The 24643-nt window shown below is 45.0% G+C and carries 32 protein-coding genes; 17 read left to right on the plus strand and 15 right to left on the minus strand.

What is annotated here, in order from left to right; all coding sequences use genetic code 11:
• Positions 1–97: 97 nt before the first annotated feature.
• Positions 98–283, plus strand: coding sequence for a transposase (locus BM021_RS08780; protein WP_090720664.1), 186 nt, complete (start codon positions 98–100; stop codon positions 281–283).
• A gap of 318 nt (positions 284–601) precedes the next feature.
• Here BM021_RS08780 and BM021_RS08785 read toward each other — a convergent pair whose 3' ends face one another.
• Positions 602–1837, minus strand: coding sequence for a sensor domain-containing diguanylate cyclase (locus BM021_RS08785; protein WP_090720665.1), 1236 nt, complete (start codon positions 1835–1837; stop codon positions 602–604).
• 254 nt (positions 1838–2091) lie between these two features.
• Between BM021_RS08785 and BM021_RS08790 the strand changes: the two genes are divergently transcribed.
• The 7 genes from BM021_RS08790 (at position 2092) to BM021_RS08820 (ending at position 7992) form a co-directional block, all read left to right on the plus strand.
• The gene (locus BM021_RS08790; protein ID WP_090720709.1) at positions 2092–2472 is read left to right on the plus strand and encodes a PTS sugar transporter subunit IIA; all 381 of its coding nucleotides are present in this window, start codon (positions 2092–2094) and stop codon (positions 2470–2472) included.
• A 21-nt stretch (positions 2473–2493) separates the two neighbouring features.
• Positions 2494–2763: an HPr family phosphocarrier protein gene (locus BM021_RS08795; protein WP_090720710.1), complete on the plus strand. Its 270-nt coding sequence runs from the start codon at positions 2494–2496 to the stop codon at positions 2761–2763.
• A complete protein-coding gene (ptsP, locus tag BM021_RS08800; RefSeq protein WP_090720666.1) occupies positions 2760–4487 on the plus strand; it encodes a phosphoenolpyruvate--protein phosphotransferase in 1728 nt (575 codons plus the stop codon). The genes BM021_RS08795 and ptsP overlap by 4 nt, the downstream gene beginning before the upstream one ends.
• 142 nt (positions 4488–4629) lie before the next feature.
• The gene (locus tag BM021_RS08805) at positions 4630–5757 is read left to right on the plus strand and encodes a homoserine O-succinyltransferase MetX (protein ID WP_090720667.1); all 1128 of its coding nucleotides are present in this window, start codon (positions 4630–4632) and stop codon (positions 5755–5757) included.
• A 23-nt stretch (positions 5758–5780) separates the two neighbouring features.
• Entirely contained in the window at positions 5781–6395 is a 615-nt protein-coding gene (gene metW / locus BM021_RS08810) for a methionine biosynthesis protein MetW (RefSeq protein ID WP_090720668.1), read from the plus strand.
• 11 nt (positions 6396–6406) lie between these two features.
• Entirely contained in the window at positions 6407–6829 is a 423-nt protein-coding gene (locus tag BM021_RS08815) for an acyl-CoA thioesterase (RefSeq protein WP_090720669.1), read from the plus strand.
• Positions 6826–7992 carry a CapA family protein gene (locus BM021_RS08820; protein ID WP_090720670.1) on the plus strand — a complete coding sequence of 389 codons (1167 nt, stop codon included), beginning with the start codon at positions 6826–6828 and terminating at the stop codon, positions 7990–7992. The genes BM021_RS08815 and BM021_RS08820 overlap by 4 nt, the downstream gene beginning before the upstream one ends.
• A gap of 25 nt (positions 7993–8017) precedes the next feature.
• Here the strand turns inward: BM021_RS08820 and BM021_RS08825 are convergent, their stop codons facing one another.
• The 10 genes from BM021_RS08825 to BM021_RS08865 form a co-directional block, all read right to left on the minus strand.
• Positions 8018–8389 (minus strand): hypothetical protein, encoded by a 372-nt coding sequence (locus BM021_RS08825; protein WP_090720671.1) that lies wholly within the window; start codon positions 8387–8389, stop codon positions 8018–8020.
• 9 nt (positions 8390–8398) lie between these two features.
• On the minus strand, positions 8399–8599 hold the full coding sequence (locus BM021_RS08830) for a hypothetical protein (protein ID WP_090720672.1): 201 nt from the start codon (positions 8597–8599) through the stop codon (positions 8399–8401).
• A 406-nt stretch (positions 8600–9005) separates the two neighbouring features.
• Positions 9006–9272, minus strand: coding sequence for a PEP-CTERM sorting domain-containing protein (locus BM021_RS16620; RefSeq protein WP_371116314.1), 267 nt, complete (start codon positions 9270–9272; stop codon positions 9006–9008).
• A gap of 18 nt (positions 9273–9290) precedes the next feature.
• On the minus strand, positions 9291–9623 hold the full coding sequence (locus BM021_RS15760) for a carbohydrate binding domain-containing protein (protein ID WP_218147844.1): 333 nt from the start codon (positions 9621–9623) through the stop codon (positions 9291–9293).
• A gap of 127 nt (positions 9624–9750) precedes the next feature.
• Positions 9751–10437 carry a 6-phosphogluconolactonase gene (gene pgl, locus BM021_RS08840; protein ID WP_090720673.1) on the minus strand — a complete coding sequence of 229 codons (687 nt, stop codon included), beginning with the start codon at positions 10435–10437 and terminating at the stop codon, positions 9751–9753.
• 15 nt (positions 10438–10452) lie between these two features.
• On the minus strand, positions 10453–11094 hold the full coding sequence (locus BM021_RS08845; protein WP_090720674.1) for an HAD family hydrolase: 642 nt from the start codon (positions 11092–11094) through the stop codon (positions 10453–10455).
• A gap of 9 nt (positions 11095–11103) precedes the next feature.
• The gene (locus BM021_RS08850; protein ID WP_177186346.1) at positions 11104–12048 is read right to left on the minus strand and encodes an NAD-dependent epimerase/dehydratase family protein; all 945 of its coding nucleotides are present in this window, start codon (positions 12046–12048) and stop codon (positions 11104–11106) included.
• The gene (locus tag BM021_RS08855; protein ID WP_090720675.1) at positions 12041–12976 is read right to left on the minus strand and encodes a phosphoglycerate dehydrogenase; all 936 of its coding nucleotides are present in this window, start codon (positions 12974–12976) and stop codon (positions 12041–12043) included. Before BM021_RS08855 ends, BM021_RS08850 begins: the two co-directional genes overlap by 8 nt.
• On the minus strand, positions 12973–13743 hold the full coding sequence (locus BM021_RS08860; protein ID WP_090720676.1) for an HpcH/HpaI aldolase family protein: 771 nt from the start codon (positions 13741–13743) through the stop codon (positions 12973–12975). The genes BM021_RS08855 and BM021_RS08860 overlap by 4 nt, the downstream gene beginning before the upstream one ends.
• Before the next feature lie 8 nt (positions 13744–13751).
• Positions 13752–14501, minus strand: coding sequence for a 3-deoxy-manno-octulosonate cytidylyltransferase (locus BM021_RS08865; protein WP_090720677.1), 750 nt, complete (start codon positions 14499–14501; stop codon positions 13752–13754).
• Between the two features lie 276 nt (positions 14502–14777).
• Here BM021_RS08865 and BM021_RS08870 point away from each other — a divergent pair, with 276 nt between their 5' ends.
• From BM021_RS08870 to BM021_RS08910, 9 genes are all read left to right on the plus strand, one after another.
• Positions 14778–16043 carry a hypothetical protein gene (locus BM021_RS08870; protein WP_177186347.1) on the plus strand — a complete coding sequence of 422 codons (1266 nt, stop codon included), beginning with the start codon at positions 14778–14780 and terminating at the stop codon, positions 16041–16043.
• Between the two features lie 65 nt (positions 16044–16108).
• Positions 16109–16873, plus strand: coding sequence for an FkbM family methyltransferase (locus tag BM021_RS08875; protein WP_090720678.1), 765 nt, complete (start codon positions 16109–16111; stop codon positions 16871–16873).
• Positions 16874–16878: 5 nt separating this feature from the next.
• Positions 16879–17904 carry a glycosyltransferase family 2 protein gene (locus BM021_RS08880; protein ID WP_090720679.1) on the plus strand — a complete coding sequence of 342 codons (1026 nt, stop codon included), beginning with the start codon at positions 16879–16881 and terminating at the stop codon, positions 17902–17904.
• Positions 17905–17981: 77 nt separating this feature from the next.
• Positions 17982–19169, plus strand: coding sequence for an O-antigen ligase family protein (locus BM021_RS08885; RefSeq protein ID WP_090720680.1), 1188 nt, complete (start codon positions 17982–17984; stop codon positions 19167–19169).
• A 56-nt stretch (positions 19170–19225) separates the two neighbouring features.
• Entirely contained in the window at positions 19226–20221 is a 996-nt protein-coding gene (locus BM021_RS08890) for a class I SAM-dependent methyltransferase (RefSeq protein ID WP_256207849.1), read from the plus strand.
• 39 nt (positions 20222–20260) lie between these two features.
• Positions 20261–20944, plus strand: coding sequence for an O-methyltransferase (locus BM021_RS08895; RefSeq protein ID WP_090720681.1), 684 nt, complete (start codon positions 20261–20263; stop codon positions 20942–20944).
• A 148-nt stretch (positions 20945–21092) separates the two neighbouring features.
• Entirely contained in the window at positions 21093–21347 is a 255-nt protein-coding gene (locus BM021_RS08900) for a DUF2024 family protein (protein ID WP_090720682.1), read from the plus strand.
• A 72-nt stretch (positions 21348–21419) separates the two neighbouring features.
• Positions 21420–21935, plus strand: a complete 516-nt coding sequence (locus BM021_RS08905) for an invasion associated locus B family protein (protein WP_090720683.1) — start codon at positions 21420–21422, stop codon at positions 21933–21935.
• 84 nt (positions 21936–22019) lie between these two features.
• Positions 22020–22364 carry an arsenate reductase family protein gene (locus BM021_RS08910; RefSeq protein WP_090720684.1) on the plus strand — a complete coding sequence of 115 codons (345 nt, stop codon included), beginning with the start codon at positions 22020–22022 and terminating at the stop codon, positions 22362–22364.
• A 126-nt stretch (positions 22365–22490) separates the two neighbouring features.
• Here the strand turns inward: BM021_RS08910 and rplS are convergent, their stop codons facing one another.
• Genes rplS through rpsP form a run of 4 tightly spaced genes read right to left on the minus strand, consistent with a single transcriptional unit; the run spans position 22491 to position 24539 of the window.
• Positions 22491–22913 carry a 50S ribosomal protein L19 gene (gene rplS / locus BM021_RS08915; protein WP_090720685.1) on the minus strand — a complete coding sequence of 141 codons (423 nt, stop codon included), beginning with the start codon at positions 22911–22913 and terminating at the stop codon, positions 22491–22493.
• Positions 22914–22942: 29 nt separating this feature from the next.
• Complete coding sequence (gene trmD, locus BM021_RS08920) at positions 22943–23713, minus strand: tRNA (guanosine(37)-N1)-methyltransferase TrmD (RefSeq protein WP_090720686.1); 771 nt, start codon at positions 23711–23713, stop codon at positions 22943–22945.
• Positions 23714–23725: 12 nt separating this feature from the next.
• Positions 23726–24307 carry a ribosome maturation factor RimM gene (rimM, locus tag BM021_RS08925; RefSeq protein WP_256207850.1) on the minus strand — a complete coding sequence of 194 codons (582 nt, stop codon included), beginning with the start codon at positions 24305–24307 and terminating at the stop codon, positions 23726–23728.
• Positions 24267–24539, minus strand: coding sequence for a 30S ribosomal protein S16 (rpsP, locus tag BM021_RS08930; RefSeq protein WP_090720688.1), 273 nt, complete (start codon positions 24537–24539; stop codon positions 24267–24269). The genes rimM and rpsP overlap by 41 nt, the downstream gene beginning before the upstream one ends.
• Positions 24540–24643: the final 104 nt, after the last annotated feature.

Consider the following 24643-nt stretch of genomic DNA (forward strand, 5'->3'; position numbering starts at 1 on the left):
CAGCTTGGTGCCTGATAGTCAAAAGCAATCAGCTCTATGCCATCATCCAGTGCCACCAGTTCGTTTCTTCCACCAATGCTCTTTGTAATGGCTGGGTATGCAGGTATTTCTGGATGAAGTAGCATCGCGTCATCCAAATGACCGGATTATCCTGGTGCTTGATGGTACAGGGTGGCATCGCAGTCACACCCTGAAGCTTCCGCCTAATCTGCGTTTACTCATGCTGCCACCCTGCTCGCCGGAACTCAATCCTGTTGAAAATCTTTGGGATGAGTTACGTTAGAAATCATTCCATAACCGTGTATTCGACAGCCTGGACGCACTTGAAAAGCACCTGGAAGCGGCACTGTATGACATGGAAAAGGATCGTGAATGTGTCCAATCCATCGTTACATGGCCTTGGATCATAAATTCAATTATGAAATAGAATTGGAATTAGATAGAACCATTTTGTGGCGCAGCCGCACCATATTTTATAAAGGGTCAGGCTGAAGTACACCACCCGACATGATCCTTGATCCCGAAAATTGCTGGGTAAAACTGAGTAGTGATGATCCATTGGGGTAAATGGACTTGGCTTGGGGTAGCTATAAAAATATATTCATGCATCCATGGCGTCTTTTTTATCATTTAAACTCGCCAACTCAACTCGATTTCTACCTTTATGCTTAGCAAGATAAAGCGCCTCATCAGCTTTTTTTAGTAGAAGGTTTTCGTCCAGCGTCTCTTGTTCCGTGCTGATAGCAACGCCTAAGCTGATAGTCACAGGAATAAACATTTGATTAGTGCTGACTTCTTGGCAAGCTACGGCATTGCGGAATCGTTCGGCGGCTTTCAGAGCCCCTTCTTGATCATAGGGCGAAACAATAGCCAGAAACTCTTCGCCGCCATAGCGTCCGATGTACTCATGAGAACGAGCTGATCTGGTTAGTCGCTCGGCAACCTCGCATAATACCGCATCGCCGATCAGATGGCCGCACGTATCGTTAATCGATTTAAAGCGATCAATATCGATCATGATAACCGCGATTCCAAGACCGCTTCGTTTGGCGTGCAGGATTTGTTTACGCAGGATATTGAATATGGCAGGCCGATTGAATAGGCCAGTTAGCGCATCATGGGTGACACGTTGCTCCAGTGATTTCTTTTGCGCGATGAGTTGCTTGTTCAGTTTTATTCCCCGATATAATTTGGTTTTCTCAATGATTAAAGCCAGATGACTAGCGATTTGCAGGGATAAATCCCGGTGGGGTTTTTTGTAAATATTTTTCTTGCGGCAAGAAAATAAAATAAATCCGATCGGTTTTCCGGTGGCGATTAAAGGACAGATCAGACAGGAATGAATTCCTTCTTTAGTAGCTGTCTGGATGAGATTGGATTCTGAATGCTTCTCCAGATACGCGCTTAAATCATCAATAATCAGCATTTCCTGGCTTTCAATGAGCTTCTGTAAAGTACTATCTGTGATTGGGAAAGAGTAGCCTGTATTTAATTCAAGATTACTGTAATTGGCGCGAGCCCAATGCAATTTAAGCTTGTTTTTATCATTTTCAATTAAGGCCAGGCTAATCCGGTCATAAGGTAAATGATCTTGAAAAGATTCATAAATATGGTTCAGTACATCAATCAGGCGCAGATTGAGGTTACACTCGACCATGATCCTGTAGAGCGATTGGTTTTTATCAAACTGTTTCTGCAAATAAGATGATAATTTTCTGAGAGATTTTCCCAGATGGCCGATATCATCGTCAGCAATAGGAATGCTGGGTGTGAAATCACCGCGCGCCATAGCTTCAACTGCTCTATGCAACGCGAGAATTCGATCACTCTTTTTCATCTGCTAACTACCAGTCGAAATGATATACCGTTAAGCCATTTTGCACAGGGATGTTCCAACACTTTCTCTTCTTAAGACTGATTTGCAGGTTATTAATTCAAAAATTGAAATAGAATTTATTGAGTAATTGTTCGCTGAATAAAAGCCGAGCAGGCTTTTTTTATCGATCCATAACAACTCAAACATATCTAAGCAATGTCAATGCTAAAATTCTTGAATTGATTAATCGAAAGCAGAAACAGGGCAAAAGCGAGATGATTGGAATTTTAGTGCTCACACATGAAGATTTAGGGGATCATTTGATTCGTTGTGCAAGCCATGTGGTTGGTATGAAACCACCACAATTGATACATTTGAGTGTTTTTCCACAGGATGATCCTGATATTGTGCTATCCCGAGCACGCGCATTGATTAAACAATTGGATGGCGGTGATGGTGTGCTGATATTGAGTGATATTCTGGGTGCAACGCCTTGTAACATCGCTAGCCGGCTAGTGCAGCCCGGTAAAGTGGAGTGTGTTACAGGTGTTAATCTACCGATGCTGGTGCGTGTACTGACCTATCGTAATGAGCCGTTGTCTGTTGTCCTTGAGAAAGGATTAAGCGGCGGTCAGGATGGGGTAGTACATATTTAATGATTAATGTGGAATCTTGGTATGCAAATTAAAGAAGTGGAAATTGTCAACAAACTGGGGTTGCATGCACGCGCATCCGCAAAACTGACAAAACTGGCTAGTCAATTCAAATGCGAAGTCTGGGCGACACGTAACAATCGCCGCGTGAATGCGAAAAGTATTATGGGAGTGATGACATTGGCGGCCAGTAAAGGCTCACGTATCCAGATTGAAACGACTGGCGATGATGAGGTTGAAGCGATGGTAGCCTTGGTGGCATTGGTTGAAAATTATTTTGGTGAAGGTGAATGAGCTTTATTCTGCATGGAATTGGCGTATCTGAAGGCATTGCGATAGGGCATGCCCATCTAGCTGCCCCTGCTGCTTTGGAGGTGATGCACTATCTGGTTCCCAAGAATCAGGTGGATAAGGAAATTGCGCGTCTGGATAGCGCTTTTGCGGTGGTCCGTAAAGAATTCGAGGCGTTACAAAAATCAGTGGTTGATGGTCGTGCGCGCGCTGAGTTTAGTGCATTCCTGGATTTGCACATGATGATCCTGGATGATCCGACGCTTTCAGAAGCGACTCGTAGCATGATTGCGCAAACTCACTGCAATGCAGAATGGGCGTTGATTCAGCAAATGCAAGTGCTATTGGTGCAGTTTGAAGAAATCGAGGATGCTTATTTGCGCGAGCGCAAAGCCGATGTGGTGCAAGTTGTGGAACGGGTGCTCAAAGCGATGCTGGGACATCCTGGCTACTTACCCATCGCATCGAGACTCACCGGTGACAGCATTCTGGTTGCGCATGATTTGAGCCCTGCAGATGTGATGCAGTACAAGCAGCACCAATTTACCGCTTTTCTCACTGACCTTGGCAGTCAGACTTCGCATACGGCAATCGTCGCGCGCAGTTTAAATATTCCTTCGGTCGTCGCGCTGCATCACGCGCACCAGTTAATTCTGGAAAATGATTCTCTGATTGTGGATGGTACACATGGGATCATCATCGTCAATCCGGATAAATATGTTCTGGATGAGTATCGCCTGCGGCAAGGCCAGTTGGAGCTGGAGAAGAGAAAGTTACAGCGGATTAAAAGTGTTGCTGCAGTGACACTGGATGGAACACTCATCGATTTATACGCCAATATTGAACTGCCTGAAGATATTGCGCAAGTCAAAGAAAGTGGCGCTACCGGCATAGGCTTGTTTCGCAGTGAATTTTTATTTTTGAATCGCGACGATACACCCAGTGAAGATGAGCAGTTTGAAGCTTATCGCGCGGTTGCAGTGAAAATGCATAAACAGCCGGTTACCATCCGTACTTTTGATCTTGGTGCGGATAAGAATCTTAAAGGCACAACACAGGTGGCGGTTAATCCGGCGCTGGGTCTGCGCGCGATTCGTTTGAGCCTGGTAGAACCGAAAATGTTTCATGTCCAGCTCCGCGCAATTTTACGCGCTTCTAAGTATGGTGATGTCCGTATCTTGATTCCCATGCTTTCCAATGTGGCGGAAATTGATCAAACATTGCATCTGATTGAATATGCCAAGCAGACCTTACGGGATGAGAAAATAGATTTTGACGAGCATATTAAAGTTGGAGGTATGATTGAGATTCCAGCGGCTGCTTTGAGTCTGGATATTTTTATGCGAAAACTGGATTTTTTGTCTATCGGCACCAATGATTTGATCCAGTATACCCTGGCTGTTGACCGAATAGATGATACGGTGGCACACCTGTATGATTCATTTCATCCCGCTATTATATGGCTGGTTTCTCATATCATTCAGAGCGCTAATCGTGCCAAAGTACCGGTATCGCTTTGCGGTGAAATGGCAGGTGATAAGCAGTTTACACGATTGTTGCTGGGTCTCGGCTTGAAGCAATTCTCCATGTACCCGACCCAGTTATTGAATGTGAAGAGCCAGATCTTAAAAAGCCACTTGCCTGATATTATTCCACTGGTAAACAAGATTCTCAAAACGGACCATCCAGAAAAAATAGCTGCATTGCTGGCAAAGTTGAACGACTAGAAAAACGCGAATAATGAATTACATTGGTTTTGAGCCACTAATGAGTTTGATCAGAGTTTTCCCTAGTGTATGCCGGTTTTTTTGGCGATATAATTGTCAACCATATATTCATTCGGTTTTTTCTGCGGAACTCCCTTTATAAATGCAAGACTCGAAATCAGTAGGTGTGATAACACCTCAGTATGTGCAGATCAGCACGCCATTACAGTTGAAAAGCGGGCTGGTGCTCGATAGCTATCATTTAGTGTATGAAACATACGGACAATTGAATGCGGCACGATCAAACGCCGTGTTAATTTGTCATGCGCTCTCAGGCAACCATCATGTGGCTGGCGTGTATGCCGAGACAGAGAAAAGCCTTGGCTGGTGGGATAATATGGTGGGATCTGGAAAACCCATTGATACTAATCGCTTCTTTGTCATTGGCGTGAACAATCTGGGCGGATGTCATGGTTCTACCGGGCCAGCAAGCATTGATATTAAAACTGGCAAGCCCTATGGTGCGACTTTTCCCGTGGTGACGGTAGAGGACTGGGTGGAAACCCAGGCGCAGTTAGCCGAGCATTTGGGAATTGAACAGTTTGCAGCGGTCGTCGGCGGCAGTCTGGGCGGGATGCAGGCTATGCAGTGGGCGCTGGATTATCCCGAAAAAGTGCGCCATGCACTGATAATCGCAGCGGCTGCCAAGTTAACCGCACAAAATATTGCTTTTAATGACGTCGCCCGGCAGGCGATCATGACCGATCAGGAATTTTATGGCGGCAATTATTACGCGTATAACACCTTGCCGAGACGGGGCTTACGATTGGCTCGCATGTTGGGGCATATCACTTATCTCTCCGACGATTCAATGGCAACGAAATTCGGACGTAATTTACGTAACGGCGAGCTTTCTTTCGGCTTTGATGTCGAGTTTGAAATTGAATCCTATCTGCGCTATCAAGGTGACAAATTTGCAGATCTGTTCGATGCCAATAGCTATTTGCTCATGACGAAGGCACTGGATTATTTTAATCCAGCCGATGCTTATGATGGTGATTTAAGTGCAGCCTTCCGGGTTGCCAAGGCGAATTTTCTGATTTTATCGTTTACGTCCGATTGGCGCTTCTCGCCGGAACGTTCGCGGGAAATTGTCAAGGCATTGCTGGATAATAAAATTAACGTGAGCTATGCAGAAATCACCACCAGCCACGGCCATGACTCGTTTCTGATGGCAACGCCGCATTATCATCGACTGGTACGGGCCTATATGGACACTATTTCTACCTGAGTGATCGAATCGATTAATTAACCATGAACGATACAACAGCGCCATCAACTATTGCACTACGTCCGGATTTTGCCGCCATTGCGGCGTGGATCAAGCCCGGTGCAAAAATATTGGACTTGGGCTGCGGCGACGGCTCCTTACTGCGCTATTTGCGCGATACGCGTAATGTCTTTGGTTATGGCGTGGAAATCGACGACGACAATTTACTCAAATGCTTTCGCAATGGCATCAATGTGATTCAGAATGATTTGGAAGCAGGATTATCTGGCTTTGAGTCGGACTCGTTCGATTATGTCATTCTGTCCCAGACCCTGCAGGCCATGCGGCATACAGAAGGCATTATTAAGGAAATATTGCGGGTTGGCAAAGAAGGTATTGTCTCATTCCCCAATTTCGGCTATTGGAAAAACCGCGTGCAGGTGATTTCTGGACATATGCCTGTTTCAAAAACACTGCCGTATCACTGGTACGATACACCCAATATTCATTTATGCACGCTGGGTGATTTCGAAGCGCTGTGTCAGCAATGTAACGCCCGCATCCTTGAACGCCGGGTGATGAATAACGATCGGCTGGTTAAATTTCTGCCGAACTTGATGGGGATGCTGGCGTTTTATCGATTTGAAAGACAAGATTGAGATGGGCCAAAATGCTTAACATACCGGGTGATCAGCCGCTTCATGCTGCTTTGCCTGAAGGGCAGCCCATACTGCGTATGGTGCCGATGCCATCAGATACCAACTATGCGGGCGATATTTTCGGCGGCTGGATCATGTCGCAAGTCGATTTGGCAGGCAGCATTCCGGCTATCCGGCGCGCACGCGGCCGGGTTGCAACGGTGGCTGTCAATTCTTTTGTATTCAAGCAGCCCGTGTTTATCGGCGATCTCGTCAGCTTTTATGCCGATATCATCAAGGTAGGACGCACTTCAATTACCGTCGATGTATCGGTATATGCTCAGCGTGGTGTGCGTGAGGGCGGGGAGGAGATCTGCATCAAAGTGACCGAAGCCGTATTGACGTATGTGGCGATTGATAACAACCGACGACCAAAAGCGGTGCCGCAGGAATGACTGGACTGAACAGAAGCCTGACGATTCCGAGAACCGATTCTGAAAAACCAGCATCGTTAACACCCATCACGCTATTTTTGTGTGGTGATATGATGCTTGGAAGGGGAATAGATCAATTATTACCCAATCCCAACGATCCAGAGTTGTATGAGCCCTATGTAAGGGACGCAAGACGTTATGTCGAATTGGGAGAAGAAACGGGTGGTGCGATTCCCAAGCCGGTCGGCTTCGACTACGTCTGGGGTGATGCGCTTGTGGAGCTGGAAAAAGCGAGAGCCGACGTGCGCGTGATCAATTTGGAGACGAGTATTACCACAAGCAGTGATTTTTGGACCAACAAAGGCATCCACTATCGGATGCATCCCAAAAATGTCGGATGCCTTATCGCTGCAAAAATAGATTGTTGTGTCTTGACGAACAATCACATTCTGGATTGGGGATATGCTGGTTTAACGGAAACACTGGACACACTGCGGGATGCTCATATCAAAGCAACGGGTGCAGGTACGGACCTGCAAGAGGCGCAATCTCCAGCTATTCTGGATGTGCCATCCAAAGGCAGAGTCATTGTGCTATCCTGTGGTACAGAATCCAGCGGAATTCCAAGCGAGTGGGCTGCCCAGAGCAGGAAAGCCGGGGTGTATTTCTTACCTGATCTCTCTCGCAGGATGGTTGACCAGATCGCAGCGATCGTGCATCCAATCAAACACCCCGGTGATGTGGTGGTGCTTTCCATACACTGGGGTGGAAATTGGGGGTATGAGATTTCCCAGGAACACATCAATTTCGCCCACATGCTCATCGATTCTGCAGAAGTTGATATGCTACATGGTCATTCTTCCCATCATCCGATTGGTCTGGAAATTTATAAGGGAAAACTCATCCTGTACGGATGCGGCGATTTCTTGAACGATTATGAAGGCATCGGTGGTTACGAGCACTATCGCGGTGACTTATCCTTGATGTATTTTGCACGTATCGAGCCGGTTACCGGAAAATTGGCTGGATTGGAAATGATACCGATGCAGATTAAACGCTTCAGGTTAAATCACACTTCAGAAGAGGATGCACGCTGGTTGCAACGCACCTTAGACGAACATAGCCGCAGATTCAATTGTCTGGTTGAACTAACACCAGATCAGACGTTAAAGGTTGTGTATTAGGCTACGTTCAATTTTGTATTTTGCTTTATCCGTTATTTTTGGGGAACAGATAGTTAGTAATGGCAACAAGCGTGACTCCTACCTGGACAACGGTGGCGCCAATTAACGACATGAACACGTTTTCCGTTATCAGACGTTGATCATTCTGAATAAGCTTTTCTCTGAGCAGCACAATATCAACACTAAAGGCTTGCCAAACAAGAAAAATCACTGCCACATTCAGCAGAATGGAAAGCACGACGATCGCTAGCGTCATCAACAGGCGCGCCCGCGTATCGGCATCCATGCTGCGAATGCGCGCCTTCGTTTCCTCGCTGACTCCAGTAAGTTGAGCAGCCTCTTGATCGAGGATCGTTATACCAATTTTAGTAGCCTCTTGATCGAGGTGGATCGTCATGGCGGACTGTTACTTGATGATTATTTTCTGATCCTTGTCGTCCTTGCGGATAGTAATCGACCCATCCTCTGCTTCAGATTCCGCGGCAATCTTCAGAAGAGCAACCGCTTTTCTTAATACTTCAGCTTTGGAAGAGGCTCCAAAATGGGCCTGCAACTCTTCCAGTGTTTTTCCCATTTTTCCATCGATATTAAAAGTTGTGACCGGCATGTCTTTACTCTCTATTTAGAATGATATATATAAAATATATATAATAATTATATAAAAATCAAATTATCTATATATTGTTGGAAGCGATTATAAATAAAAATGCTCGTTTCCCATTCAAAATTCTCTTTATTTTAATTCATACAGTTAATACGAGAAGCGCGGCATACGGAAAAACGATGAGGGAATCTGCATCAAAGTGATCAAAGCCGTGCTGATTTATGGATTATCGATAGAATCGGAGGCTCAGGATAATGTCGCAGGAATGGATTAACTGATAAAAACTCAACTCACAGTTGTTGAGGGTATCAGAAAAGTCTTGCCCAATTGTTTCCTCATAAACTTCTTGTAGGAAGGTTTCTTGAATCAAACCCCGCTACGAGAACGGGGTCATCTTAAACGTAGCTAATCAAAGTTGAGTTTTGGTTTTCCTGCGAAGTGCAGTGAACCCCAACAATCCAAGCCCAGCCAATAGCATGGCGTAGGTTTCTGGTTCTGGAACAGCCACTACGGAGACGTTATCGAGCACGGCACCTACATCGTCGCCACCAGCGTTCTGGAAAATCAGTGAGTAAGTGTCAGTGACGCCGGGTGTAAAAGAAATAGTTTCCCTTGAAAAGTCATCACCACTCCTTACCGTAAAGTCGTCAAAAGCGCTGCCAAAAACGACAAGCACCTCTTCAGTGCTACCGCGCTAACTCCCAGCCAAATCAAAGGTAAGCTTATATTCTTGCCCTCCAGTTAGCGATAGTTCTTTCTGGAATGAGCCTGCTTGATTCATAGAGCCATCAAGATCCACATAACGTCCATTACCTGACAGCAAGGGAAAATCAAAGAAAGGATCACCCTTTCCGATTAAATCGACAGCGCCACCACTGACTGTCCATCCGCCCTTAAATACGGTTTGATTAAGAGCTAGAGCGTCCTTATTGAAGTCATCGGAAAAAATTGTTGCTTGAGTTGTTGCTTGAGATAAAGAAGGTAAAAGTATCAGAGACAAAGTTAATATGAATGCAATTTTCTTCATTTCTTTCTCCTTTGTAGGCTTTGTAGGAATTACAGAAAAGTACCAAGCTATCTAACTGCCCAATTAGTCTACAGTTTATACTATCTCGATGCAATGAGAGATTATTCCTACGATGGAAAATATTTTTTCAGTTTACATTATTTGTCTCAAAAACAGTCAGTGCTGTATTAGCGTGTTGCAATAGCCATATTAGGGGTAGCTTCTTCGGATCGGGATGTACATTCAATTGATCCAGCAACCTCCGCTTAGCCTTACCCGTAACCACCAGCGCAATCTGTTCACTTCCCGCTAGCATCGCCAGCGAAAGGCTGATGCGCGGCGATGGTGCAATGGGCGGCGCAACGGCGACGCAATGATGAGCCGAGAGTAAATCCGAATTCATGCCCGGAAACAGCGAAGCGATGTGTCCATCTTCTCCCAAACCTAACACTGTCAGGCTTAATGGCAGTGGCAGGCTATTCAGTCGTTGATGAATTTCATCAATCGCAGAAAATGGACTATTGTGCTGGGTTTTGAGTCCAACAAACGGAGTATTTGCCGGAAGGTGTGCCATCAAGTATTTTTTCACCAAATGTTCATTCGACTGCTCATCAGTGACATCGACCCAGCGCTCGTCGCTGAGTGTGACGGTGATTCGATCCCAAGGTAGCCGGTGTTTTGCCAATTCAGGCAGGTAATGGCGTGGCGTATTGCCGCCGGGAACAACTAGCGTGGCTTTAGACCTATGAGCTAGCGTGTTCTGCAGCGTAGTTGCTGCAAAATCGGCAAAGCCCTGGCTTAAGTGTTCGATATTCGGGTAGACATTTCTCTGCATTGGAGAACTCCAATTCTAGACGACTAATCCGCGCAAATCGGGAACAATTTCTACATAGGTGGGAAAAGGATTTAGGTCACCAGGCCGTACGCGACCGAGAAAAGCGGTGCCGTTGGCAATTGCGCCCTCAAAATCTGCCATCGCATCGCCGATCATTAACACCGCTTCAGGTTTGAGTGCGTGGGCAGATAAGATTTCTGAAATAATGGTTTTTTTAAGCGCTGGTGCGCCGCGCACTTCGGTAAAGTAGGGAGATAAACCCCGACGTTCAATGATGACCTTGAGTTCTGTTTCCGGTGTGCCGGAAGCGACAAATAAAGGAATTTTACCGGCTTGCTGGCGGATCAGTTCTATTGCGCCAGGCACGGCTTCGGCTGCAATAATGGCTTCAACCACCAGTTCAGAAAAGTGCCGGTCCAGTTCTTTTTCTTCCGCTTCCGTCAAGGGCGGCTTGGCCAGAAAATGTTGTTGAAAATAACGGAATTTGTGGTAGCGCGACAACCCGCCGTTCTGGGTATGGAATTGCATCACCTTTGCGACGATGTCTTCTCCATGCGGACGATAAAGTTCCGCAAAAGCCTGGGTTTTGATTTCCCCGGATTCCACCACGACGCCATCAAAATCAAAAATGATCGCCTGCCAGTCAAAATTTTTCATAATCGTTCGTTACGCCAGATTATCCGATGTCATCGGCGTGGCGTCGTCATTTTCACCATTATGATGCAGATTCTGGTGAATTTCCCGCAGGCAATCGAGAATGCCTTGCCCCAGATCGACATGTTCGTTCAACACCAGTTTGCGGCCAATGCGCGGCTGGAATGCATAGGGCGTGATCTCGTAGTGATGCACGGCATTGGCTTCGTCAAAATGCAATTCAACCGGCCACGGCAGGATTTCCGAGATCATAGTCATGACATCCTTGATGCGCAGTTTTTCCTGACCTGTCAAAATCAGGTGCCGGTTGGCGAATTCGGGTGCGAGTATCTGCACGCTCATACGGGCAGCGTCTTCCACATGGATATATTCACGCATGGCTTCGCCACTGCCCTTGTAGGTGATGGAATGGTGCGCGACGGCTTCGTGCAGCATGCGATAGATGCCGTTGCGCTTATCGGCGCGCCGACCATACAGCGAGCCGTAGCGCAGGATGCTATAGTCCAGGCCGTAGCGTTCATGGTAAGTTTCAGTGAAGCGCTCTGCTGCCTGCTTGCTGGCTCGATAAAAAGAACCGGATTCGGAGTATACATACACACTGCTGGCAAATACAAAGCGGCGCGCGCCGGTGATGCGTGCGGCCTCCAGAGCGTGCATATTGCCCAGTACATTGATAGTTGCTGTGGGAAGAGGCTTGTCGTTCGCTTCATCAATGTCGGCAATCGCGGCAAAGTTATACACAATGGATGCTCTCTTGGCGGCATCAATGACTTGATCGAGATTCATAATATCGCCAACAATCATTTCCTGGTTGCCTTTGAGATAGGGAGATGGAGTACGGTCAAACAGCCGCACGCGGTAGCCTGCGGCTGATAATGCATCGGCAACATGGCTGCCCAGAAAGCCGCTGGCGCCAAATACGACAACCATTTCATTAGATATTGCGTTATCAATCATTGATTAACCCTGTTTTGATCAAACCCTGCAGCAAATTTTCAGCTGCTTCTATTTCCATGCGCTGACGCGACTCTCTGGCAAGTGAACCGATGTGCGAAGTCAGGATAATTTGGTTAGATTCGATTAATGGGCCTTGATAAGGTTCCTGCTCGAATACATCCAGCGCAGCGGCAGCGAGTTTGCCGGTTTTCAAGGCTTGCGCTAGTGCGTTTTCGTCGACCAAGCCACCCCGCGCTGCATTGATGACAATCGCTTCAGGCTTCATGATTGCGAACGCCTGGGCGTCCAGCAGATGATGCGTGTCAGGTGTATAAGGCATGTGCAGGCTGATAATGTCCGCGGTGGCTAATAATTGTTCCAGTGGCATCAAAGTGACGTCAGCAAGAATCTGATTGGTATACGGATCATGTGCAATGACAGTTGCCTCAAAAGCTTGACACAGGCGTGCAACCCGCCGGCCAATATACCCCATGCCGATGATACCGATGGTTTGCGCTGCCAGCAAACGGCCTTGGGTGCGGGGCCATTCGCCTTTGCGGATTGATTGATCAATCTGACCGATTTGCCGAAGTGAAGCCAGTATCAGTCCCAGGGTGAGCTCGGCTACTGCCTGCGCAGGTGCTTCCGGTGTGTTCAAAACAGTAATGCCGTGATTTTTTGCCGCTGTCAGATCAACACTGTCAAGTCCTGTGCCACAGCGCGAGATGACTTTCAGTTTTTTGGCGGATTGGAATACCCGCTCAGTCAATGGTTCAATGCCGGCGATCAGGCCGACCGCACCGTCATTCAGTAGTCCAATAATTTCATCCTCGGTGAGCTTGCGCCGATATGGATTGGGGATTGCCCGCATGCCTTTTTGCAGCAGATGCTGAATAGCAGGGTTGTTGTCTATATTAAAAGAGGAAGTGGAGATGACAAATGCATTCATGACGTTTTGAGTGTTGCGCGAATATGTTGCAGATGATTGCGGCAGATGGAATCAAGAATGCGAATATCCAGACCATAGCCGAGGAAATTAAAACCCGCTTGAATGCGTTGTTGCAGTGCTTGCGGATCCGGTTCTATGACGTGAATGCCCCCCGGCTTGTTGATGCGACGGCCAGCTTCCAGAACTTGTGTGATGGCACTTTGCACATCGGGATGATTCAGATCGCCGGGGCGTCCCATCGAGCCGGATAAATCATACGGTCCAATGATATAAGCATCGATACCTGGAACAGCCAGAATGTGATCAATGGCTCTGACAGCGTCGACATGTTCGATCATGACGACAATTACTGCATTATCTTCCAGCCATTGCCGATAGGTCGGGAAACTGGCCCCATAACCCTGGGCACGTGCCAAGCCGACACCCCTTTGCCCTCGTGGTGGATAATAAACGCCATCCACGGCAGCTTTGGCATCAGCGGCAGATTTGATCATCGGTACCATCACACCCGTTGCGCCGGCGTCCATCACGCGTTTAATCTGATCAGGATGGTTTGAGGTCAGGCGTACGATGGCCGGGCATTGTTTGCCATCCAGAACCTGAATAATGGCCTGCGCCTCATTGAGTTCCAGAACACTGTGCTCCATATCCAGCACTAACCAATCAAACCCGGCGGCTGCCATGATTTCGGCAATTGATGGATGCCCCAAGGTAACCCATGAGCCAATGGTCAATTCAGACCGGCTCAACTTTGATTTTAGTGACATTGCTATTCCTAGTAGCGACTGAGCAGCGGATCAGTTTCCATCAGTTTTGCAACGCGTGCCAAATCTGCTTCCGTATCAACTGCCTGAGTATTAAATTCTGTAGGGATCATCTTAACCTGAAGACCATGTTCCAGCAGACGCAGCATGTCAACAGATTCAAATTGTTCCAGTGGCGTGGATGTCAGACGGGTGTATTGAAATAGCGTGGCACGGCGAAATGGAATAATGCATACTTGTTTGTAAGCAGCAGTATCGGCAAAGCCTGTTTTTGCCATTGTCGGAATAGGCCGACGTGACATGTAAAGAGCATCGCCCTGCTGATTCATCACAACTTTGATGGTATTAGTGTCCAGATAATCTGCTTCCTGATCAATCCTGCGCACCAGGTTGACGCAACCTAATTGCAGATCATCTCGAAAGGGAGCAACCGCTGTATCAATCATATCCGGGTGAGTCATGGGTTCGTCCCCTTGTACCATTACGATCAGATCTGCATCAATATGGGTAACTGCTTCAGCGACACGATCGCTGGCGCGTTCATGAGTATCGGCCGTCATAATGACAGAAGCGCCAAAATCTTCTGCAACTTGCCGGATTTCTTCATCGCAGGTAGCAATATAGGTGGCATCGAGTGATTTGCTCATGGCAACGCGTTTGTAGATATGTTCAATCATGGGGCGACCCAAGATTTTCGCGATGGGTTTGCCTGGGAAACGCGATGAACCCATGCGGGCCGGTATTACAGCGATTGTTTTCATGGAAATGTTGTGCGATTAATTGTTAACTACTCAAAAAATTTTTAGGCAAAAAGCGGTCTGCTGATTATCAGGTTTTTTTTGTTTCTGGGGCAATACTTATTGTTAAATTTAAACGATATCTTGTAAGTTAAAGTTTTATTTTTCGCAGACCGGTATGCTGCTGGTAATTGAATGGTTGCCAAGGTAAAATGGCGCGTTTTACGGAATCTTCTGTTTAAACAGGGAAATAATAGAGATGCTGCATGTTCTGAATATTTTTGTACTTCTATCATGGTTATGAAGGCCCTTTTTTTCCTCCGCCATTATAACGACATTGATCATGTTACTCCGGTTATTTACAAGTGGACTCAGTCGGGTCATTCATGTGATGTGGTGCTGATCGGCTCTACGCAATTCCGCCGTGATTTTCGCATTAAATATTTAAGTCAGCTGCAAGGTGTGCGCGTAGCGCATATGCGCGAGCTGTTTCCGCTGACCGAATATTTAAAATGGCGTTTGCAGATGCTTATTCTGACGCGCAATGTCAGGCGCATAAAAATTATTGGCCGGTTGGCGGAGAAACTGGCCGAACGCTATGATGAAAAACAGCGTGAACCGCTGTGGCGGCATACTGCTGAATATCTGCTAAATAGAAGTTTTGGCAGCGAAGGCAAGGGAATGGTGGCTTTTGACTGGATTGAACGAAATTCGGTAATTTGTGTGGAATGGGTAGAAGTGGTTGTTGCGATGGCGAAAAGCAGAGGATTTAGCGCTGTGTCATTGCCGCACGGAGATAGTCCACACGCCAGTCAGCTGATCCGCCGCGGTGAAAGACGCATGGAACCGGATATTACTTACTCGACGGCTAAGATATTTGACAAGCTGGTAGTACCTAATGAGCTATGTGCCAAACGTTTCCGTCCGTTTTTGGAAGATAAGAATATTGCGGTATTAGGTTCACCGCGGTATTGTGAAGAATGGTTGAAAATACTTGCGGGGTTGATGCCGCCTTCGCCGCTCATTCGTTCAAACAGTCAGCTTAAAATTGTCATGTTTCTGAGAAAAGCCAACTTTACAACATTCTGGGAGGAAGTGGGAGAAGTGGTGCATATGATTGCCGAATTTCCTGGCGTGGAATTGATCATTAAGCCACATACGCGCAGCGGCTGGAAACAGTCTTTGACGACAGATAGCTCGATAAGGAAATTGTCTAATGTGCGTATTGCCGGTGATGATGCGCATTCGGTTCATTTGATGAACTGGTCCGATGTCATTATTGATTTGGCGACCTCGGTAGTGTTTGAAGCCGTCAGGGCAAAAAAACCGGTATTAGCAGCTGATTATTTGATCGCGGGCTGTTCAACGGTGGCTTATTACATGCCGGAGACGGAGTTGAAATGCCGCGATGACGTGTATGAGAAAATAAATGGTTTTTTAACCCATGGTTGTGATTCCTTTTATGTTGAGGAACATCGGCAGCGTTTCTTGGAGGAAATGCTGGATTATCCAGATGCTGACGTGTTACCCCGCTATGTAGCTTTGCTTGAGCAAGCGACATGTTGAGTTGCTTGTCATGTTCCACCTTGCAACAATCGAAGCTTAACTTAATAACTTCCTAGAGTGATCAGATGTCAGCAAAAGACATACTTAACGAATTGGTTGTGGCAGCGTATAAACTGAAAGGCGGGTATGCAGGTATACAGGTAAGAGATCAGCGCATACTCCTTTCAATCGACCACTTGCGTACGTTGAAGCGAGCCAGAACTTACTCCATCAAAGAGCCAGATACCCTGGATTGGTTAGATAGCTTTGAACCAGGTTCATGTTATTTTGATATCGGTGCCAATATCGGCCAGTATTCCTTATATCCGGCTAAGAAATATGGTGACAAGATTCAGGTGTATGCGTTTGAACCGCAAAGCAACAACTACTATGCGCTCAACAAAAATATTTTTTTGAATAATCTGGGAAAAAATATTTTATCGTATTGTGTTGCGGTATCCGGTCAAAGTGAGTTTTCCAAATTGTACATCCCCAAATTTATTCCGGGCGGGAACCGATCGCAATTTGGTCATGAAGACATCGAGAATATGAAAATGTCGGCGACGCATGTCCAGGGTATGTTTGGTGTGACTTTGGATGATTTGTGCGGTAAGTGGAAATTTCCCTGTCCGAATTATATGAAGATCGACGTCGATGGCATAGAAATCTCCATTCTTAAAGGCGCAGCATCCGTGTTGGCGAACCCTGCATTGAAATCTGTTATCGTTGAGCTGGGTACCGATGAGGAACAGAATCAAGCGATTGATTTAATGAAACAGGCAGGTCTTGAAGTCAAGCAAAGATCAACCAGAAACTGGGGAGAAGCGTATCTGATTTTTGCAAGAGCTTAATCTGTATGGATGAATCGGCCTCACCGTCTATTGATGTCATTATTCCTGTTTATAATGCGCCAGAGCAGACAGGGCGTTGTATTGACTCAGTTATTGCTCATCTTGGTCAATTGATAGGAACTATTTATATTCAAGACGATGCATCGGGCGCTGAAACCCGTGCGATGCTCAATCGTCTGCCTTATCAGCAGATTCATATTTATCATGCGCCGCAGAATCAAGGGTATGGGAAATCGGTAAACGAAGCAGTGGCGCGTTCTAATGCTGATCTGGTGCTGGTGCTCAATTCAGATACTGAGATTTGTGAAAATTTCCTGCCATTATTATGCAGGGCACTTGCAGATGATCCAGAATTGGCAGTTATCAGTCCCGCGCATGATAATTTTTTCAAGTGTGAAGCCGATCGCTATCAACGGCAGTCGGGCGGCTATATTGCTACTTATCGCTTTAAAGGTTATGCCTTCCTGATTCGGCGTAATCTGTTTGTTGCAATGGGTGGATTTGATACGCAATTCGGCCGCGGTTATTTTGAAGATATCGATCTGGGGCGCCGACTCGATCAGCAAGGGTGGCACATGGGCGTGCATCCGGACACTCATATCCATCATGAAGGCGGGGCATCGTTTGGACGCGGACGAGCGTATCGCGCATTAGTGCAACGTAATCGCGCACTGTATCTTTCGCGTTATCCTGAAGCACGTCAAAATATTCTGCTGATCTCAGGTCAATATACATTGGCTGATCTACCGGCTCAGCTTGCTGATGCAATCGAGCATGTGTTGCGGCAAGGTGGAGGTATTTATTGGTTGACGCCATTGCCATTATCACGGTTATCGTGTCTGCAAATGCGCAACAGTCCGGCCAGCGTCAAAATGATCATGCGACTGATGTTGCGTGGCTGGTTCCGCGAGGACAAGCGCATTACCGGGGTTTGGATATTGCCGGGAGTCTCAGGTTTGCTGCGCACGCTGTTAGCCTTCTTTGTCCATATGCGTAAACTACAAGTCCAAAAGTGGAATAGCGTAGCCTGAGATTGCGGAAAATCCGATAATCGCTGTGCTTAGAGTGTTAGGCTTAGAGGAAATTTTAAGATACCAATCCGTTTTTTATGCAAGCTCACTTTAAATGGCAGGAATTGTTGGTCAGATTTGCGCTGGTTTTGATCTGCCTGGGATTCTGGCATAGTGGGTGGAATCTTTTTTCCTTCCCGTTGCTGGCAATAGCCTGGCTGATGGATGGCGGCTTGCGCCGATTGAATCAGATGGTTAAAGAACCCTTTGTGCAAGCGATTCTTCTGTTAAGTACGCTTTTGCTGTTAGGGTTGTTATGGGGTGAGCCACCGGAAGATGGGCGGATGAAATGGTTAAAGTACTACATTCTGCTGCTCTTCATTCCATTATATTCCCTTCTGAATAAAGAACGCTTGCCATGGGCGACAGGTGCATTACTGACGAGCTATTTTAGCGTTTTAGTTATAGGTATTTATTATTGGCTTGTAAGGGGGGATCAAGGTATCCCGCTACTCGGAATGTCCTATCTGAGTTTCTCAGCTATGCTCGGGATAGGTGTAGTGGTGGCTACGTCTCTAGCGTGCTTGAGTCAAGCCAGAAAGCTGCAAATTGTGCTGTGGATTGTAGCGCTTGCGTTGCTGTTTGTTCAGTTTCATCAGAATGGCAGGATTTTCCTGATTGCTACGCTGATAACCGCATTATTTTTGGTTTTCTTATGCTTTCAGCTGGAACTTAGAAAATTTATCGGTATTCTACTATTGATGTTTAGCATCACTGCTATTTTCGCCTATAGCAGTCCTGCTTTTCAGGATCGATGGGCGCAAGTAAAAAGTGACATCGAATTACTGCAACAAGGTGATTACAGTTCCAGTTTAGGCTATCGCCTTGCCATGTGGGATGTCGGTCTGTATGGCATTGCTGAGCGCCCATTATTGGGTCACGGGACAGGTACGCCTGAGCGCTATTTCGAAAGCGTCATTCTAACGTACAAAAATGGCATTTATAAAAATTTGCCGCAATTTCAGGAAACTTCCCATTATCATAATGACTGGATTGAGATTGGAATGCACATCGGCATTCTAGGCATGATAACGTTATTATTTCTGCTTTTGAGCTGGTATCAGATATTTAAGAAAAATCAGCTAGGTATATTAGGGATGGGCTTGGTAAGTTATATTTTTCTGGCTGGGCTTACGGAAACTTTTATCATCTTTAGCAGAACTCAAGTTTTATTACTAATAATTACCGCAATTGCTATCAGTTGGCAAAAAAGGACACGACGATAATTATTTACCGTTTTAAACAAATCTTCAGAACAGAGTATGAATAGCAGGGAATATTTGTGGTCGAGAACAATAAGATAGCGCAACCCGATCAGATTGGTGTGGAAGCTAAGTCTGTCTGCTATTTATGTGGCAAGCATGGCATATTATTTTATCGCAATCTTGTAGATTGCCTTTTTGGCGCACCAGGTAAATGGACTTTTAGAAAATGCTCTGATCCCGAGTGTGGTCTTATCTGGCTTGACCCAAGGCCAACGTTAGCTGAGATCGGTAAGGCTTACCGCACTTACTATACGCATGGTCAAGCAAATAATGCGCAACAAACACGACCAGCGCGTATAGCCCGCACCATTTTGCATACAATGAGCATCTTTTTATTGGGTTTACGTGCTGAGCGTCGGCGTTATAAATGCATGTATCTGGACCAGATTCCGTCGGGACGGTTGCTGGAAGTTGGCTGCGGTAGCGGAAAAAGATTGGTGCGGCTACAGGCACTGGGTTGGGATGTTACGGGGCAGGAAATTGATCCAGTAGCCGCCGAGCATGTGCGTAAAGTAAAAGGTATTGATGTGCATGTGGGACCGCTTGAAACAATGGAGGTGGCGGAGAAATATGATGCAGTGATCATGAGTCATGTCATTGAACATGTGCACGATCCGATTGCCTTATTGGCCACTTGCCGCAATCATATGCTGAAAGAAAATGGCTTGTTAGTATTGTTGACTCCTAATGCGGAAAGCTATGGACATCATAAGTTTGGTGCAACTTGGCGCGGCCTTGAGCCGCCGAGGCATCTGCATCTGTTTACCTGTAAGACACTGATCCAAATTTCACAAAAAGCAGGCTTTCATCGTCAGCACTGCTGGACTACGCCGGTTGGTGCTGATGGAATTGGTCAAAGCAGTTCACTATCAGCTGAAACTATTAAACAGGGGCATCTCTTGATCACTACGTGTGATGTTCTGAGGGGATTCTGGTTTCAGATTGCTGCAAGCTTGGTTTTTTTAACAGACAAGAATTCGGGTGAAGAATGTGTATTGATGGCTACCAAGTGATTTATCAGATATTAATTATTTATTACTGAGGAAAATAGAATGAAGGATATACGATCGCCAGATAAAGATAATTCAGGCATTCTTATTCCAGTCAATCCAGCAATTGAAAATTATATGTGGAGTTTGGTAAATCAAACTGGTCATCCTGTTTTAATTGAGATGGAAGAATTTGCGAAACTAAGAAATTTTCCCATTGTTAATCGCTTGGTTGGCATTTTTCTTGAAACTCAGGCAAAAATGATTAACGCAAAGCGTGTATTTGAGTTTGGTAGTGGTTATGGTTATTCGGCCTACTGGTTTGCCAGAGCTGTAAGGAATGATGGATGTGTCATCTGTAGCGATAGTGATCCAGTCAACTGTGAGCGTGCGGAAAAATATCTTTCTGCAGCTTCTTTATGGCAGCGTACAGAATTTTGTGTTGGCATGGCGCAGGATATCTTTACTCGAACTGATGGCTTATTTGATATTTGTTATAACGACGTTGACAAAAGTGCTTATCCTGAAATTTGGCAAATGGCGAAGAATAGAATCCGTTCTGGTGGCCTTTATATTGCTGATAATGTTTTGTGGCATGGTCGTGTAGCGGTGGAAAATTATACTGATACTGTCTCGGATTCAACTGAGGCAATTATAGAACATAATCGACTGATTTTTAACGATCCAGAATTTGATGCATTTATTAATCCAACTCGTGATGGCGTGATTGTGGCAAGAAAAAAATAATGATAATTGGTAAAGTTTATTGAATATCTGTAAGGCTTACCGGCAATTTTCATGGCGATATCATCAATTAATTGGTATAGTTATCGCATTTAATTTTCGATGCGTAATTTGCTGTAATTGATTTTTTCAGAAAATATAAGGAAATATTATGCAAATTCATGTTTATGATACTTATGTGAAAGCTAAAGATGGGCATACGATGCACTTTGATGTGTTTACGACAGTAAAGGATGATCAGAAAGCTGTTGAATATGCCAAACAATGGCTTGCTTCAATCGGTGAAGAAAGTGCCGTTGTTACTAGTAGAGAATGCAGTTTTTGTCATAGTCAGAGTGCACCCCCAGAAGTTATCGATGAGATTAACAAGAACGGATTTTATATTTACAAGATGGAAGGTTGCTAACCTGCTGTTAACTGGTTGCTGGCAGTAATTTGGAATGCCTCATGTCAACCGCAATTCTGAAGGTTTTTCGAAATGAAGCTCAAAATTAGAAAATTAATAATTTCTAGTGCTATCTTTATGCTGTGTAACCCAGCTCAAGCTACTGAGCCTAAGCTGATCGGAGAGCACGGCGACTGGACAGCCTATATGTTTATGGAGAACAATAGCAAAGTTTGCTATATGGTTAGCCAGCCTAAAAAGACTTCAGGTAATTATACAAAACGAGGCGATGTATTCGCTTTGATTACTCATCGCTCGGCAGAGAAAAGTAAGAATGTTTTTAGTTATATTGCGGGCTATTCCTATAAATCGGGTAGTGAGGCAACAGTTACAGTTAATAACCAGAATTTCCGGCTATTTACTCAAGATGATTCAGCTTGGGCCTCAGATGAAGCAACCGATAATAAAATTACTGATGCGATAAAACGTGGAAATTCTCTGGTAGTCAAAGGTGCATCAGCGCGTGGCACAGAAACAGTGGATACGTTTGGATTAAATGGCTCATCAGCTGCTTATAAAGCTATTTCAGCCGAATGTGGTGTGAAATAAATATATACTCTTACTTATCAAATACTTAAATACTCAAATACTTGGTGTCTGATTAAAAAGCCAGTGTATGAGTCAGAAAAATTTATGAATGATAAAATCATTATTTATCAGAAACCGACTTGCAGTAAATGTCGAGCAACATTATCGCTACTAAATAATAGTGGTGAGGAATTTGAGTCAATTAATTATTATGAAACACCTTTAACTGCTGATAAATTGCGGGAATTGATTCAGATGCTCAACATGTCGGCGCATGATATTTTGCGTAAAGATGAACCGGCAGCGCATAACTTGGACGCTGCCTCGGATGATGAGATTATTAAAGCAATGGTGGAGAATCCGGATTTGATACAGCGCCCCATCGTGGTGCGTGGCAACAAAGCTAAATTATGTAGACCACCAGAAAATGTCTTGGATTTGCTCAAATAAAAGAATAAATGCTAACCTGTAACTGTAATTGTAATTTTTAACTAGGAAAATAACTTTATATAGAAAAAAAACCGTACGTTCTCTTCGTACGGTTTTCTATTTTCCAGGATTGTTATTTGTTATTTGTTAGGCAGAAGTTTCTTGTATTGAGTTTTTTTGTTCAGCTGATACCAGCTTTTTATTATTATCAGCACGAGCTGGCAACTTTTCACGGATACGCGCTGACTTACCGGCACGATCTCTAAGATAATAAAGTTTTGCGCGACGAACTGCACCGCGACGCTTGACCTCTATATTTGCTATCAATGGTGAGTAGGTTTGGAAAGTACGTTCTACACCTTCTCCACTTGAAATTTTGCGAACTGTGAAGGCTGAATTCAAGCCACGATTGCGTTTGGCTATTACTACGCCTTCATATGCTTGTACACGTTTGCGGTCTCCCTCAACAACGTTAACGTTTACAACTACTGTATCTCCAGGAGAGAAATCCGGTATATCTTTGTTAAGACGTTTTATTTCTTCAGCTTCTAATTGCTCAATTAAGTTCATATTTTTCCTTTTCTTTCCTGTTGTTAATTCTACCTGGATTTACAGGATTGTTTAAATTCTTCTAAAAGTTTCTTTTCTTCTATTGTCATGCCATGGGCAAATTTTAACTGAAATAAATCAGGCCGTTTTAGCCATGTTTTGCCGAGCGCTTGCTGCAAGCGCCAACGGCGAATATGTGCGTGATTGCCTGACATGAGTATCTCTGGTACATGACTGCCTTTATACATTTCAGGTCGGGTATAGTGTGGGTAATCCAATAATCCATCTACAAATGAATCCTGCTTTGCTGATTCCGGGTCGCCTAATGTACCTGGAATTTGTCTAACAATGCAATCAATTAATACCATTGCAGCCAATTCACCACCTGATAATACATAGTCTCCAATAGAGATTTCCATATCGACTTGACGCATGATTAACCGTTCATCAATGCCTTCATATCGTCCACAGAGTAGAATCAGTCCCGGCAAGGTACTAAGTTGTTTGATTAATGTATGATCAAGCCGTTTGCCTTGTGGTGACAGATAAACCACCTTCGGCACTTCAATACCAAGTGCGATTTGCCTTGTTTTAGCTTGAATGATGGCATCTTCTAAAGGTTGTGCCATCAACACCATACCTGGCCCTCCGCCATAAGGGCTATCATCTACAGTGCGATAATTGTCGTGGGTAAAGTCACGCGGATTCCATGTATTAAGCCGAAAGACAGTGTTTCTACTTGCCTTTCCCGTTACACCATATTGAGTAATGGCATTGAACATTTCTGGAAATAGTGTAATGACATCATATTCAAATGGCATTGTTACTCCACCTTAATAATCCGTACCCCAATCCACAACGATTCGAGAAAGCTTCAAGTCTACTTTTATAATAACTTGTTCAATAAAGGGAATGAGGATTTCTTTTTTTTTATTAATGCCTTGTATCCGCAAAACATCATTGGCGCCTGTTTCGAGCAACCCTACAATCTTGCCAAGCGCTTCATTTTGTAAGTTGATTACATCAGCGCCGATTAAATCATGCCAGTAATAACCGCATTCTCCTTCTTCTGGCAGAACAGGTAGTTGATTTCGTGGAATTGCAATTTGCATTCCCTTAAGTTTCTGAGCTTGCGTGCGGTCCGTATACTCCTTTAGTTTGGCATGTAAAATACTGCCATTACGTTGTCCCTTAACCACGTGGGCTTCTTGCCATTCATGGTTTTCTTTGCTGAGCCACCACGATGAGTATTCCATTAATGTATCAATAGATTGAGTGTAAGGGAAAACTTTAACCCAGCCATAAACGCCAAAAGAGCCAATAACATGTCCCATTACAACCAGAGGAATGCTTGGTTGGCTATTATTGCAAGCCTTAGCTGTTTGCGGATGCTTTATCTTTGTTATTGGCGGCAAATTGTTTAATCAATCGGGTTGCTGTTGCTGATAATTGCGCTCCTTTGGATTGCCAATAAGCAACCCGGTCCAATTGGATTCGCAGCGCTTCTTCGCTACCGATCGCTCTCGGGTTATAAAAACCAACGCGCTCTATAAATCGACCATCACGCGCGTCACGAGAGTTTGCAACAACCATATTAAAAAACGGACGCTTCTTGGCACCGCCTCTTGCCAATCTAATAATCACCATATTTTTGCCTATAAGCCTAACATGAAGTCTTCAGAAAATTTTTAATTTTACAGCAATTTCTTTAGCTTTGACAAGTAATAAGCTCACTAAATTTGTTATGATTT

Source organism: Nitrosomonas sp. Nm166 (assembly GCF_900112825.1).
GTDB lineage: Bacteria > Pseudomonadota > Gammaproteobacteria > Burkholderiales > Nitrosomonadaceae > Nitrosomonas.

Excerpts from the sequence above, each read along its gene's own strand:
- BM021_RS08880 (WP_090720679.1), top strand. The coding sequence starts at position 16,879 with ATGGATGAATCGGCCTCACCGTCTATTGATGTCATTATTCCTGTTTAT.
- BM021_RS08780 (WP_090720664.1), top strand. The coding sequence starts at position 98 with ATGCAGGTATTTCTGGATGAAGTAGCATCGCGTCATCCAAATGACCGG.
- rplS (WP_090720685.1), bottom strand. The coding sequence starts at position 22,913 with ATGAACTTAATTGAGCAATTAGAAGCTGAAGAAATAAAACGTCTTAAC.
- BM021_RS08905 (WP_090720683.1), top strand. The coding sequence starts at position 21,420 with ATGAAGCTCAAAATTAGAAAATTAATAATTTCTAGTGCTATCTTTATG.
- BM021_RS08820 (WP_090720670.1), top strand. The coding sequence starts at position 6,826 with ATGACTGGACTGAACAGAAGCCTGACGATTCCGAGAACCGATTCTGAA.
- BM021_RS08885 (WP_090720680.1), top strand. The coding sequence starts at position 17,982 with ATGCAAGCTCACTTTAAATGGCAGGAATTGTTGGTCAGATTTGCGCTG.
- BM021_RS08850 (WP_177186346.1), bottom strand. The coding sequence starts at position 12,048 with ATGATTGATAACGCAATATCTAATGAAATGGTTGTCGTATTTGGCGCC.
- BM021_RS08910 (WP_090720684.1), top strand. The coding sequence starts at position 22,020 with ATGAATGATAAAATCATTATTTATCAGAAACCGACTTGCAGTAAATGT.
- BM021_RS08785 (WP_090720665.1), bottom strand. The coding sequence starts at position 1,837 with ATGAAAAAGAGTGATCGAATTCTCGCGTTGCATAGAGCAGTTGAAGCT.
- metW (WP_090720668.1), top strand. The coding sequence starts at position 5,781 with ATGAACGATACAACAGCGCCATCAACTATTGCACTACGTCCGGATTTT.
- BM021_RS08895 (WP_090720681.1), top strand. The coding sequence starts at position 20,261 with ATGAAGGATATACGATCGCCAGATAAAGATAATTCAGGCATTCTTATT.
- BM021_RS08855 (WP_090720675.1), bottom strand. The coding sequence starts at position 12,976 with ATGAATGCATTTGTCATCTCCACTTCCTCTTTTAATATAGACAACAAC.
- BM021_RS08830 (WP_090720672.1), bottom strand. The coding sequence starts at position 8,599 with ATGCCGGTCACAACTTTTAATATCGATGGAAAAATGGGAAAAACACTG.
- BM021_RS08900 (WP_090720682.1), top strand. The coding sequence starts at position 21,093 with ATGCAAATTCATGTTTATGATACTTATGTGAAAGCTAAAGATGGGCAT.
- BM021_RS08805 (WP_090720667.1), top strand. The coding sequence starts at position 4,630 with ATGCAAGACTCGAAATCAGTAGGTGTGATAACACCTCAGTATGTGCAG.
- BM021_RS08845 (WP_090720674.1), bottom strand. The coding sequence starts at position 11,094 with ATGAAAAATTTTGACTGGCAGGCGATCATTTTTGATTTTGATGGCGTC.
- BM021_RS08815 (WP_090720669.1), top strand. The coding sequence starts at position 6,407 with ATGCTTAACATACCGGGTGATCAGCCGCTTCATGCTGCTTTGCCTGAA.
- BM021_RS15760 (WP_218147844.1), bottom strand. The coding sequence starts at position 9,623 with ATGAAGAAAATTGCATTCATATTAACTTTGTCTCTGATACTTTTACCT.
- BM021_RS08870 (WP_177186347.1), top strand. The coding sequence starts at position 14,778 with ATGAAGGCCCTTTTTTTCCTCCGCCATTATAACGACATTGATCATGTT.
- BM021_RS08795 (WP_090720710.1), top strand. The coding sequence starts at position 2,494 with ATGCAAATTAAAGAAGTGGAAATTGTCAACAAACTGGGGTTGCATGCA.
- BM021_RS08860 (WP_090720676.1), bottom strand. The coding sequence starts at position 13,743 with ATGTCACTAAAATCAAAGTTGAGCCGGTCTGAATTGACCATTGGCTCA.
- BM021_RS08825 (WP_090720671.1), bottom strand. The coding sequence starts at position 8,389 with ATGACGATCCACCTCGATCAAGAGGCTACTAAAATTGGTATAACGATC.
- BM021_RS08790 (WP_090720709.1), top strand. The coding sequence starts at position 2,092 with ATGATTGGAATTTTAGTGCTCACACATGAAGATTTAGGGGATCATTTG.
- ptsP (WP_090720666.1), top strand. The coding sequence starts at position 2,760 with ATGAGCTTTATTCTGCATGGAATTGGCGTATCTGAAGGCATTGCGATA.
- trmD (WP_090720686.1), bottom strand. The coding sequence starts at position 23,713 with ATGCCATTTGAATATGATGTCATTACACTATTTCCAGAAATGTTCAAT.
- BM021_RS08865 (WP_090720677.1), bottom strand. The coding sequence starts at position 14,501 with ATGAAAACAATCGCTGTAATACCGGCCCGCATGGGTTCATCGCGTTTC.
- pgl (WP_090720673.1), bottom strand. The coding sequence starts at position 10,437 with ATGCAGAGAAATGTCTACCCGAATATCGAACACTTAAGCCAGGGCTTT.
- rpsP (WP_090720688.1), bottom strand. The coding sequence starts at position 24,539 with ATGGTGATTATTAGATTGGCAAGAGGCGGTGCCAAGAAGCGTCCGTTT.
- BM021_RS08875 (WP_090720678.1), top strand. The coding sequence starts at position 16,109 with ATGTCAGCAAAAGACATACTTAACGAATTGGTTGTGGCAGCGTATAAA.